Below are 12624 nucleotides of genomic sequence, written 5' to 3' on the forward strand. Positions count from 1 at the left end.
GGATTGGCGCGATCATGCCGCCAACCGGGCCCAGCCGAGCAGATGCGGCATAATCTGGATCGCGGCATTATGCGCCAGCTCGTGCAAGGCCGTTCGATGCCAATTGATCGGTTCGAAATAGACTTGCGGTGGCGGCACCTGCACATAATCTTCCGTCGGCGCATAGAAGGCGCGGTTACCGCCGATGCGGAAGTCGATGCCGGTCGCCTTGATCAGGTATTCGACCTGCGGCTCGATCAGGCCTGGCGGCGGGGGCGGCGCCGTTGTTGCAATCTCTGCAGGCAGGCCATCGCATTGATCACTGTTGAAGACTGTGAAGCGCTTGAGAAACGGAATGGCCTGCGCTTCCTCACCATTCTCGCTGGCGCGGCGCTTTTCGTCGACCGGCACAAAGCGGTCTGCATAGACGACGGTCGTGCCGCGCTCGCCCTTGCGGACGTGACCACCGAGCGACAGCGCCTGACGGAAGGTAAGCCAGCTCTGCCCTGTAAATCCGTGTTCGGTGGCAGCCCCCCAGAGAATTAAAATGTTTATGCCACTATACTGACGGCCGCTCGCGGCACTTTTCGGCAAGGCCAAAGCGGCCTTCGCCGCCGCCGTGCCCCAAGGCTGCACCCACGGCACTCGGCCAGCCTCCAGCTCGGCGATGATCTTGTTGGTGATGTCGTCATAAAGGCTTGCCCGGTCCTCACCGGCGCGCGCCCGAGGATAATGTCTGGACATCGCGGATCTCCGCGACGGGCGCCGCGAGCCTCTCTCGCAACCTGTAACCCGTCACGGTAAACCCGGCCGACACTCTGACTCTCGCCTCTACCTGAGAGAATGCGAAATCTGCGACGCAGCCCGCCTTCTATCGGATCGGAAGTTTATGGGAATTGTGTTGAGCTACCCAGGGCCGCAGGCCCGACCAGGCGTGCGCCATAGGCGCATCGCCTCAAGGGAAAATGGCACCCGGAGAGCGTGAGCATCGCGACCCGAAGGGGCACGCGGGTCCGAGTGCAGCGACGAGACCGGTTCAATAGCGGCACCCGGGAACGGGGCAGTGATAGCGATCGCCGCAGGCGAGCCCCTTTTCCGAGTGCCCCCGGCGAGGAGCTCCGCATCCCTTGCGCAAGGGATCGACGCCGTACGGCCGAGACGCAAAGCGGCTCGGTTCACGAGGGCCCGGTGCGGCGGCAGCCGCACGCGCGCAGGCCGAGCAACTCCGCCATGACTTGAATCAGCGGATCTGGATTTCCTCGCGCGCACTCGTCTGCGCGTCATAGATCCTGATCTGAAGCATGGGAAAACGCTTCTTCAGTTCTTCGCCACCTGCCCTGGCACCGTCTCTGGTTGTAAATTCGGCTTTGAACCGGCCGTCCACTTCAAGCGCGTAACCAGAGGCCGGCAATTCACGGGTGGCAGCAACCATTTCATTCCCATTGTGCAGTGAGGTGATTGGGAATGATGGATATCGTGAGTCGCCCAAACCGCGCCAGAGGAACCTGCCCAAGTGCGCTGATTGGCCAACGCATGTTGTGGATTCGCCTTGGCATCAAGGATGGGCATTTGCATCGTCCGAACAGGCGGACGGCTTTCCACTCGCGCGAATGCATGCACGATAGAGCCACGGCGCGACGTAACTGCCCTTCCACAGTCCTTGGCCGGCACGTTCAGCCTCGCGCTGAGCTTCGCGATATCTGCCCTTCGAATATTGAGGCCAATCCAACGCAAGACCGTTGTGCACAAGCCATTCGCCGAGGTCCGCATCACCAACCGAGCAGGTCGCGACGGTGCGGCCATATGGGTCGAGGCTGACTGGAATACAATTGACGGGACGGCGGGCAATGAAGACGTCAAGGTCGTTCGCGGCCTGCGCGCCGCAACGATATTGCAAGCTGTCGTCGCCGCGGCAAAGCTGGCTGCTCTCCGGTGCATCGATACCCCAAAGCCGGATGCGCACGCCATGCATTTCCAGTGTGTCGCCGTCGATCACGCTGGCCTTTCCGACAAAATCATCGGCCAAGGCCACGCTCGAGACAATGGCGAGAAATAATGCGACACAGGTTCGGCGCATTCCAATGACCTTGCAGCTACCGCAAATCTCGCGGATTGGATTTTGGCCAATTCTCGACTGGCTTCAGTGCCGGCGGGTTCTCTAGCGGCCCGGGAAAATGAAACTCTCTGCCACACAGCCAACGTCTCTTGAAGCGAGCCAGAACAGAATTACGTCCATCTGCCGAGTGAATTCATAGAGCTTCCAGACCCCGCCATTCTTTATAGCTTCGCCACGTCGCGTTCAACGGCACGCTGTTCAGCCGGCATAAGAGTAATTTCGTCCCGGTGCGCCCCTTGGGATGAGGGCCGGCGCTGCAGCGCCCTTTACCAGACGAGGCGCTGGAAGTCGTCATGCGCGACGCGGACAGGGAAGACGAGATTGCTGCTGGGCTGGGTTTGCACCGGGCGGCGGAACACGTGGAAAAACGCCTGCCGCGTCAACTTAGAATCCCTGCCCTGTCCTAACAGCCGGAACGACTTGAGGGCCACAAGGATTTGCCCTTCGCGCAGGAGCGACTTGCGCGAGGAAGAGCTGGCGCTGACGCGGCAAGTACAGGTGCTGATACAGCGAGCCCGCGCCAATCGGGCCCACCAAGGGATGGACGCCCCCCCTCTGCGCCGCCGTCGCTCGCCCGCTACGCTTCTGTGTGAGGCGAGCGACGGCGGCTGCGAGGGGATGGCTCGGCCGGATCCCATGATCAATTTTGCTGAACTTGACGCACAGAACTCTCTTCAGTCGCGGGGTTTCGGCTGAATATGTCTGCTACGAGTTTGGGTTCGCCTGACCTCCTGCCTCACGGCCTTGGTTTACTGAGCTGCCTTAGTGGCAAACCACGGCCCGCAATTCGCAGTCCTCGTCGCCGGTCTCATAGCATCCGCGCACCGCGCCTTGTTGCGATCGCTCCTCTTCCAATTCACCAAATGGGTGGGACGACCACCCACGTCCCAGCCCACGTCCCCTGCCTATGGCAACGGCGACGCAAGCGTTATTTTCGGAAATTTTGATTCGGCAATCCGAGCCGCCTCTGACGCGACACTCGAGCAGGGCCCACCGTCTAGCGTGCCGTTGTGATCCAAACCCGGACGAGAAACCGACCACGTCATCTGGTCTGGAGTATGCGATGGCCCCGGAGCCGGCGAACGCGGAAGTGTTTGAAATGAACAGCGCGAGGGCGCCGATTATGAGTTTACGCATCCACTTTGCTCCATTTGGATTCGAGTATCGCACCGAGCAAGAGGCCGCTTGCCCGCTGCTCCGTTTGGCGTTGGTCTGTTCTTTACTCGGCATCAGTGCTTTCTCCGTATCCAAGATCCTGTCGTGCCATTCATGTTCAGCTCAAATTGGGTCCTATTGCCCTACGGCGAGATACAGCAAGGGCCGTGCCAGCGTTCCTCGCGCGCATTAAGCCTGATTGTGCTTTGAACAGTTCGCCATGCGCAAACGGCGCACTGTGTTTTGTCTTACAGCTTTGTGCACCGCTGTCAGAAAGCGGACAAGGATCGAGGGGCTGACGCATCCAAACCTTGCCCCACGGACTTGATCTGGGTTGAAGGCAATTGCTTTTTGGCAATGCGCGCGGCGCCCTGGGAGACTTGCGGTGGGTGACCACCAACTGCTGCGAGGATTTCACGGTCCATGCCGCGCTTACAGCAAACTAGCGTGCAGACTCAATTGAGCCAATATGCGAAGAGAGCGGCGAGTGCTGAACAGCGGCTAAGAAATTCCGGGCGAGCTTGTCGTATCGTGTGGCGATGCGGCGGAAGTCCTTGAGCCGGCAAAAGCAGCGTTCGATGACATTTCGGCCTCCGTAGGCGCGTTTGTTGAAACGATGAATGACGACACGGTTGGATTTATTGGGAATGACGGGCTTGGCGCCGCGACCAGCGATTTGGGCGCGAAGGTTGTCGCCGTCGTACCCTTTGTCTGCGACAAGCGCGCTCATGGGTGGTGCGAGCGCCAGAACATCGGGCGCGGCAGCGATGTCGGCATCCTGACCTGGGTCAGATGCAGGACGACCGGTCGACGATGCGGATCGCTCAGCGCATGGATTTTTGTCGTACGGCCTCCCCGCGAGCGGCTGATTGCCTGATTGTGCCCCCCCTTTTCCGCCGCAGGCCCACCGATGAGCTTTGATCGAAGTGGAGTCGAGCGACAGCACGACGGCATCTTAGCCAAGTTTGGCCAGTGCTTGAAAGATTGCGCACCATCGTTCGCGCTTGGCCCAGCGATGGAAGCGATTGTAGGTCGTCGTGTAAGGACCGTATTGGCGCGGACAATCACGCCATCCCGCACCCGATTGCAGCATGTGAACAATACCGCTGATGATGCGCCGATCGTCGGCCCGATCCGGCCCCGTCAGTCCCGTCGGCAGATGAGGTTCGATACGAGCCCATTGCCTGTCATTCAACCAAAACAAACCCGCGCGCATCCTCTCGCCTCCGAATCAAGAACGCTGAGGCAAGAGACTCACGTGGCGCTATTTAGGTGCAGACCCTGGTGCAAACGAGCTCCAGCTTACCACCCCGAGCTGATTGTGACGGTCATATTGCGCTCATGACGACATAGGCCGGTTCGACGCAAACACTGGTACCGTTGGATCGAGTTCTTCCTGTTCCAGCATCCTCGCCGCTTCGCTCCGAAGCCACCAGGCCAATCGTCCGATTTCGCCTGAGCGCATAGCAAGCCTATCGAGACCTTTCTGCGACTGCAGCGGCGAGCCGAAGGCCAATGCGAGTTTTGACTCCATTTGATGCAGTCGAACATGAGCTCCGAAGGCATCTTCGAGATGCGCGGCGATCCTCAAGCCGCCGGCGTCGATATCGCCCCAATGGTATACCGGCGTTGTTGGCGCCAAGAGAAGAGCGTGCCGAACGAGATGGACCATGCTCGAGAGCACATCGCGCGCGGGAAACCCGTCGGTCAGAAGGGCAAGATAGTTTCCGTTTATCTCCGTGCTGTAACGCCAAAAGCTGGTCGGATTTTCGATCGTGATCACGTAGTCGACGGCGTGAGCCAACACGGCCTGCTTAACGGCCGGCCAAGGCAAGCCGATAAATGCGTCTCCGGTACCGTTGATAATCAGGGAATCGGAGGAGAGCCGGAGCGGACCCCTGACCTGCAGGAGGTGAGCCCGACGCACGATACCGCTCGCCTCCAAAACCTCCCGCGGCTCCTCGCCGACCAGATTCGGATCATGACGTCTGAGCAACTGGGCGACGCGTCCTTCCATCCGTTCCAGGGCTTTGCTGTCCTTTACGGTTCGGCGTGAAAAGGTTCGATGGTCGATATCGCGGCCCGACAGATTTATGACCCCGTAGGTGAGACGGAGAATGGTGAGGAACGTGTCGATCTCGCCCACCGAGAGCCCGAGGAAGCTCTTGTTACCTCGCCAGGCAGCAATCGCCTCTTGTTCGATGTCCCGAAAGAAGGCATCGGCCAGGATCTCCGGGATGGCGGCCAGTATCACTTGGTGCGCGGTCTCGGCCGTCGCTCTTGCGGGCGCTCTGACGAGGAAGCTATAAAGCTTGTCGGGATCGACAAGACGTACCCGCGCGAACTCTCCGGTGAAGCGGCCAAGGCGATCCTGCTCGAGCGCGACACCACCAGCTCGTTCCGCATCCCGCAGCGCACGATGAAACTCGTCCTGCGCGGCGGGGCCGCCGACCAGGGTGTAGTCGATCGTCTGCGTGATCTCGCGCGTGCGAGCCACTGGCGCCTCAAAGCGGTCGAGCAGCCGATTCAGCAGTGTCTCGGCGGTGTATTGGTTATTCCGCGGCATGCCTCCGCTCCTCGCGGACACGCTCTTCGAAGAAGCTTCGCGGCTGATGCATCGGATTCTCTTTGCGCAGGAGAATGTGCGCCTCTTGATGGAAATGTTGTGGGACCGCCTGGATCGCGCGGCCGACCCGGATGATCGAAATCAACGTATCGAACGTCTCCTGATAGAGGGCCTGATGCGTTTTTGGCGCAGCCATAATGAGCTGCAGTCCGAGCTGATGGTAGAACCGGATGACCTTGTAGATATTGTCCGGATCGAGTTTCTCGAACGCCTCGTCCATCAGCATAAGGGCCGATTGGGGCGGCGCATCGCGACTGCCACCAAGGTGATTGAAGTACGCTGATGCAGCCGCAACGCCTAGGCAGATGTAGAACGGAACAAACTTCTGCCCTCCGCTGGCTTTGCCGCGACGTTGCTCAAGATCCGAGATTCGGCGGTAGCCTTGCTCCGGGTCGCAGATATCGATGCTGAAGCGAAAGTAGCTTCGGTAGTCGGCGAGCTCACGAATACGACGGCGATGTTGGGCATCGTCCCCATTCTCAATCGTTAGCATGTCGATCAACTCTTTGATTTTCACCTGGTCCGGATCGTTTGGATCCGGATTGCTCTGCATCAACGCGGTGGCCTTTGGCGCCACGATGTCAAGCCGATCGATCAGGTAGCGGATGGTCTCCTTGTCCTGATCACGCTCCTGGCGGATCTGATAGACTTCTCCCATAAAGACGCTGCCGCGCAACGCCCGGTTCAGATCGTCCTTGATGCGATCGACCGCATCAATATTGCCGCTGAGGCGGCTTAAGAAATCGTGCACCATCGTTTCCACAAGGGCGGCAACGGCCTTGTCAATCTGTTGCTTGAAGTTGCGCAAGATCGTCTGCGTGAGCTCTCGGTGTCGCAGGTCAATCCAGTCGTAAATTGTAGTCGTCTGTTCAGTAGCGACAAATTGGGTCCATTCGAATCCCGGATGCTGGTCCGGATTCGCCTGTACATAGTCCTGGATCGCGGCGTTCAGCCTCGCGACCCGCTGGGCCGGCGCCCTGTCCTTGAGAAGACCCTCAAAATGATTGCGGACATGGGCGGGATGCCCGCGTGTGGCGCGTTCTTGCGTGTAGGCTGTACGGGCGCGCCGGACAAACGCCTCGAGGCCGATGGCGGGGTCGTGTCTCTTCCGGCGCCGCTCGAATGGCGGGAGCAATTCGCAGGCCCGGTCAGCGGCCTTCTTGCGTTCCTCAGCATTCGCGTTCATAGCGCCTTTTCGCTGCCCGATAGCGTCGATGAGCTTCTCCTCCTTATCCTCCTCTTCCTCCCGCTCCTTCTTGTACTGGGCCAGCATTTTCTCCGTGTCGCGCTTCTCCTCCATCACCCCTTGCGGTAACTCTGCCTCGAGGTCGCGAATGAGGGCCGCCTGTCGCTCGCTTTCCCGATCCGCGGATTCGATTTTCTCGAGCAGCTGCGTTGCCGCATCCCGATTGGCAATGAGGGTAGCGTCTGCGCGCTTGACGGCCTCAAGAACCGCGAATGACCGACGCTCATTGTCCCGCGCGGTTTGCAACTTCGTCTCCAGCTCGCGTTGCTGCTCACTGAGCTGGGCGATCTGCTGCTCGCGGACCGATTGTCCCAGCCGCGGGATTTGCTTGAGCTGACGATACTCGATGCCGCGGCCATGAGCGTATTTGCCGTCGGCCGATGCCGCCAGATCGCCCTTACGGATATCATTGGCTGAGCGCGCCCGAATGATCCGACCGAGCCGGACATTGAGGAACGCGCGGGCATATGAATTATCCGTGACGACCGCCTCGGCCAGCGTGCCGGCCCGGACACTATGATCCTGAGGCAACACATTCTCCGACTGGATCAGCTTGGCCCTGGTCGCTTTATAGTGGCTGTCGAAATGCCGATAGGCCTGGTCCATGAAACGCGGCTCGATGATGAGGGCATCGGCCCAGTCGCCGAGTATTGATTCGATGATTGCGCGCCATTCGGCAAAGGCGGGCGCAATATCGGCGACCTCCGAAAGGCTTTGCGCCGGCACACGCATCTTCGCCATGTCGGCCAGGAAGTCCTGGGTGTCGTTGGACATGTAGGTACCGCCCGATCGCAGCTTCTTCAGAACACGATCCCCCTCGTCGAACTCCTTGGCGAGGCTTGCCTTGTCGGAAGCGGCGCTCTGATAGCGCTCGTCGAGCCGAAACCGCGCGTCGGACAGGCGCGGCACGGCTGTCACGAGGGCCGCGATTTGCTTGGGGGATTTAGGCCAGGTGGCATCGTAATCGCCAAGCAGGCCCGGCGTCAGGCGCGAGACAAAATCGGCGACACCGGTAAAATCAACCGGAAATGCGGGGCTCGTTGCGGCCTCGCGCAAGGCGCTGAGGGCATCGAAGATCGGCTTGGCCTCGACGGTCCCTGCCCTGCGGATCGAATCCTGACTGTTCTTCTCAGCCTGCGCCCGTTCGATCTGCTTATACGCTGGCGTTCCGTCGATCTGGTCCTTGATAGCGTCCACCCGGCGCCGGATCTGCTCGATCGCCTCGCCCAGCGTCTGCTGATAAGATTTTGTGCTGTCGAGCTGCTCCTGCATCTCGTCGATCTCTTGACGCTGTTTGGCGATGAAGGCGCCGTATCGATCGTACTCCGCGCGCTGAGCAGCGTAGTTCCACATCCGCGTGTTGAACTGATCTTCCATGACCCGCTGGCATGCCGACCGGATCGTCTCGACCGTCTTGATCTCCGTTTCGACGCGCTCGATGGTCTTTTGCATGTCGCGCCAGGTATTGTAACGCGCTTGAAAGGTCTCGATCTCGATCGGAAGGTCGTCGAGCAGGAAGCGCTTGACAAAATCGGTGACGCTGGTGATTTGTCCGATGTCAAACGACAGCGCCTGGCGCAACGCGGCGCGCGCACGATCGGGATCAAGCTGCGTGCCGCGGGCGTTGCCGTTGATGATCGCGTACAGTTCTCGCAAGAAGGCCTGGTTTTTCTGCCGCTGGAAGGTCTGAACGTTGCGGCCCTTGCGGCGCTGCTCATCCAGAAAGGTTGCCCACGCCTTCTCCTCGAAGCCCTTGGGTTTCGGATGCACGAAGTCGGCGAAGCCAAGGATCTCGCCCTCGACAATGAAGAGGCCGAGGACGTTCTCCTCACTGAGGGAGGCTTTCGCCTCGAGACAGACTCCCGCCGTGCAGCGGCGCGATCCGTCGATCGCCTCGAAACCGAGAGCGATGTACGTCAAGCAGGCGTCGCGCTCATAGCCTGCTCCGTCGTCGAGGAGACCGAGACAGGCTTCGCGCACGGTTCTGGTGCTGCGCCCACCTTCGGAAACGCGGCTGTTGAGGTCGAGGTAACGCCGGTTCATGCCTGTCATGACGATCTGGATCGCGTCGAGCAGAACCGATTTGCCGGACCCATTCCCACCGAGGAAGACCGCATTGCCGCCCCCGGAGATAGGAAAGTCCTGGGCGTAGAGATAGAAGTTGACGGCGGCGATATTGCGCAGCACGAAAGCCGGAATCATGATGGCGAGTTCTCCGGCATAACCTCAGAGTCGTCATCTGCGGCATCATTTTCGCCATCCACCGTGTCAGTGGCGCGCACCGGCTGACCCGCCCAAACCTCGATACGGGCGAGGAATGAACCATCCACCACCTCGGTGATGGTTGGGCGAATGAGTATGTCGGCTGACACCTGCAGCGAATGATTTTGGTCGAAGGTGACCAAGCCCTTGCGCTTGAACGTTGTCAGAATCGCTCGCAATTCCCCAGGCTTGAGGCTGCGGGAGCCCATGGAGGAGAAGACGGTCTGGATCTCCTCTTCCTCGACGAGGATCTGCGCGCTCGAATCGACGAAATAGCCCTTCTCGGCACCCTCGTTGTAGAGCATACGAAGGCAAAGAAGGACGATGGTTTCCTGGGTCGGCACCCGCGCATTGCTATAGGCAACAGGGCTGACAAATCCTGCATAACCCCAGGTATCGTTGAAGACAAACCTGAAGCCGAAGCTCGCGAACAAATCTTTGAAGTAATCGATGTTGCTCGCGATGCGGTCGAAATGAGTAGCTCCGCCGAAATCGCCGCGGGCGACGAACTGCCGATGCAGGAGGCGGTTTGCGGTCTCTGTCAGCTGCTCGGCGCTGAAATTAGGATCCTGGGCGGCTTGCCGTGTTGCCCAACGCGAGAAGTAGGTCATGCTTTGCCCTGTCTGCGGCGCACCAGCACGCCGGGTCCAGAAATAAACCGGTTCACAGTCCGAGACGCGCTCGTTCGCACTTCGAATTCGGGGTTCGAAGCGAGCGCGCCGGCCCGAGCCTCGTAAAGGATGGCGATATCGCGCGCGGATTCGGGCTCGAACCGGTCAAGATCGTAGAAGCCGCCGTCATCGGGCACCAGCATCCGCATACGTTCGGCGACCGCACGTGGCGTAACGTCCATGGCAGCGACATAACCATCGATCATCTGCTCGCGCTTGACATCGGCCGGATCAACCATTCTTGGCTCACGCGTCTGCGGCTCGACCGGCTCGCGCGCTTTCTTCGCTAGAGCCAGGGTCGCTGTCGAGTACGGGACCGGGATTTCAACGAGCGGCGTTACACATTCCGCATTGCCGGCGCTCCAATGGGTGAACGCGAGGCGGATCGCATCCCGCAGCCGCTCCTCGCGGACGTTTCGAGCCGTCTCCTGGTACCGCACGGTCGTCGCAATCCGCCGCTCGAGCCGGTGCGAAAAGCGGTCGATGACGTCGAGCTTTTCCCCGAGGCCAGCAAACACAGCGCGGATACGCATGAGATCCTGGATGATCTGGGACTCGGCCGTAGCAATGTCGGCGACCAATCCCTGATCCGCAAGCGCAACGGCGGCACGCGCCACCTGGCCCTCGTCATGGATGAATCGGTCGGTATTCGTCTGGATGCTGCGCTGGAAGCGCATCGGGTTGTACGCAGATGCCTTGAGCGCGCGATAGTTATCCAGCAGTATCTTCTCGACAAAACGCTCCATGAATCTGGCCAACAGGTCTGCAAGGCCTTCGGACCGCATCAAGTCTTCTTCGATCCGGTGGAGTGATGTCAGAACACCGTCGATCGAACGCCGCAGCTGTACCGCTTGCCGGCGCGCGCTCGCAATGTTCATGACCTTGCCGACGGGGTCCTGGTAGGCCGCGATGATGCCGCTGTCGATCAGGCTCGCCTCGGCCGAGATATCGACCTTTAGCTCTTCCTTGAGCGTGATTAGCGAGGAAAGCAGAGCGTGGGCCTCACGGGGCATGTAGACCTCGGAGGCCTTCCGGTTCGCGACTTCCATGATCCAGCCATCGTCACGCAATCGCCCATAGATGACGTAATCGGCGGTTTCCGGAGTTGGACTTGTCTCATCGTCATCGGAGACACTCCGGAAATCGGGATTCTCAAGCACCTGCCGAATGACTTGCAGCACTTCAGATTTCTTCGGGGCAAAAGCAAAATCATCGAAGAACTGTTCAAAAATGGCTTCCAATATTGCGACGTTCCGGACATGCGCCGGAGACGAGAGCAGGCGAAACAACGTGTGGGGAATGACATCAAGAAAGCTCATTCGGGCCTTTCATCGAGCTGGAGTCCATATAAATAAGTTAGCACAAACATGACAAACCCCTTGTCTCGTCCGCAGAAATACACCGATTCGGAAATTGTGGCAGCCGCGCAAGCATTGAAGAGGGAGAAGAAATCAATCCGATGCGGGGCCGGATGCGATTGGGAGGCGGAAACGTCAATCGAATAAAGGCCATCATTGCCGGAATGCCTCGGGCGCGCGTCCCGAGCCAACCCGCGCCGCCGATCTCTCCCATTTGAATTGAAACGTGAGCTGCAGCACCTGACGACCGAAGCCTCCCGGCAAATCTTAACTGTTCTCGCCAAATATTGGGCGGCCACACGACATCAACCAGTACGATGGGGGATGAGAACGGGAGCCTTCGGAATCGCGTTGAGGCGCTGGAGAATGGCGCGCTTGCCGGCTCGGAGAGAACCGCCCTCTCCGAAAGCGAGCGGAAAGAGAAGGACACTGCCCTGAAGCAGCTGACGATTGAGAGGGACGATCTTGTCCGGAGGCTTGGTACCCTTCAATCGGCGCTGCGCAACGCCGGGGCCGAGCTTCGCGCTGCACAACGCACCATCGACGGCTTCGAGCGCAATCGACGCGAGGACCGGGAGCAGATTCGAGACCTTCAGAAGCGGATAGAGGATATGATCGGCAAGATCGCGCAGCTGAAGGCAAAAGCGGCCTGCGTCCCGCAACAGAAACGACGGCGTGGGGCCGGATCCGCCTGATCCTGCGCCGACCGAGCCATCCGCCGCTGCCACCTCGCTCATCCTGGCCTGCAGCGCATCTGCTCGCGTTGCAGGCAACAGCAGAGCAGGTGAATCATGCGCCATCGCCGCTCGCCCGCCTCTGCCAATACGCTTGTCTTCACGTGCCGATACTTGCCGTGGCTGAGCGCCGATCAGAACGCAGGTACTCCGGACTTGCCGCGTAGGTCTGAAGATTTTCAGTGCAGACTGAATGGCGAGAACTCCGCAACTCAATCACGGCCTGCCTACTTCTCACCTCACTTGGCGGCCGGCGAGCCGAAGTGTCGAGAATTCGTCGTCCGCGCGCAATTTTTAGCCCAGCGGCTCGTGCTTTGGCCATGAGCAAATCGAAGCCGCTTTTGAGTCCTGCTGCACCAGCTGGCAACGGCCGATACGATGCGCGCGTGGGCTGCACCAAGCGATTTAAGACTCGACATTTTGTTCTTGATATGTTCTATTGCTTATCAACAATCACAGAGAGCTGGCGCTGCAAGT

8 protein-coding genes and 2 pseudogenes are annotated in these 12624 nt (G+C 59.7%); all 10 read right to left on the minus strand.

The features are described 5' to 3' along the window. Positions 1 to 69: 69 nt before the first annotated feature. Positions 70 to 723: pseudogene (locus ABIC09_RS29125) on the minus strand (ArdC family protein); the annotation flags it as partial. Between the two features lie 496 nt (positions 724 to 1219). Then, positions 1220 to 1411, minus strand: a complete 192-nt coding sequence (locus ABIC09_RS29130; RefSeq protein ID WP_354111402.1) for a hypothetical protein — start codon at positions 1409 to 1411, stop codon at positions 1220 to 1222. 123 nt (positions 1412 to 1534) lie between these two features. Then, on the minus strand, positions 1535 to 2056 hold the full coding sequence (locus ABIC09_RS29135; protein WP_354111403.1) for a thermonuclease family protein: 522 nt from the start codon (positions 2054 to 2056) through the stop codon (positions 1535 to 1537). An 801-nt stretch (positions 2057 to 2857) separates the two neighbouring features. Continuing rightward, entirely contained in the window at positions 2858 to 3325 is a 468-nt protein-coding gene (locus ABIC09_RS29140; RefSeq protein WP_354111428.1) for a DUF4189 domain-containing protein, read from the minus strand. Between the two features lie 380 nt (positions 3326 to 3705). After that, a pseudogene (locus ABIC09_RS29145) lies at positions 3706 to 4485 on the minus strand (IS5 family transposase). A gap of 104 nt (positions 4486 to 4589) precedes the next feature. After that, positions 4590 to 5816, minus strand: coding sequence for a Wadjet anti-phage system protein JetD domain-containing protein (locus ABIC09_RS29150; RefSeq protein WP_354111404.1), 1227 nt, complete (start codon positions 5814 to 5816; stop codon positions 4590 to 4592). Beyond that, complete coding sequence (locus ABIC09_RS29155) at positions 5803 to 9324, minus strand: SbcC/MukB-like Walker B domain-containing protein (RefSeq protein ID WP_354111405.1); 3522 nt, start codon at positions 9322 to 9324, stop codon at positions 5803 to 5805. Before ABIC09_RS29155 ends, ABIC09_RS29150 begins: the two co-directional genes overlap by 14 nt. Then, the gene (locus ABIC09_RS29160) at positions 9321 to 9995 is read right to left on the minus strand and encodes a DUF4194 domain-containing protein (protein WP_354111406.1); all 675 of its coding nucleotides are present in this window, start codon (positions 9993 to 9995) and stop codon (positions 9321 to 9323) included. Before ABIC09_RS29160 ends, ABIC09_RS29155 begins: the two co-directional genes overlap by 4 nt. After that, a complete protein-coding gene (locus ABIC09_RS29165; RefSeq protein WP_354111407.1) occupies positions 9992 to 11374 on the minus strand; it encodes a Wadjet anti-phage system protein JetA family protein in 1383 nt (460 codons plus the stop codon). Before ABIC09_RS29165 ends, ABIC09_RS29160 begins: the two co-directional genes overlap by 4 nt. A gap of 344 nt (positions 11375 to 11718) precedes the next feature. Continuing rightward, the gene (locus tag ABIC09_RS29170; RefSeq protein ID WP_354111408.1) at positions 11719 to 12213 is read right to left on the minus strand and encodes a hypothetical protein; all 495 of its coding nucleotides are present in this window, start codon (positions 12211 to 12213) and stop codon (positions 11719 to 11721) included. Positions 12214 to 12624 lie beyond the last annotated feature (411 nt).

This window comes from Bradyrhizobium sp. S3.12.5 (assembly GCF_040548225.1).
GTDB lineage: Bacteria > Pseudomonadota > Alphaproteobacteria > Rhizobiales > Xanthobacteraceae > Bradyrhizobium > Bradyrhizobium cytisi.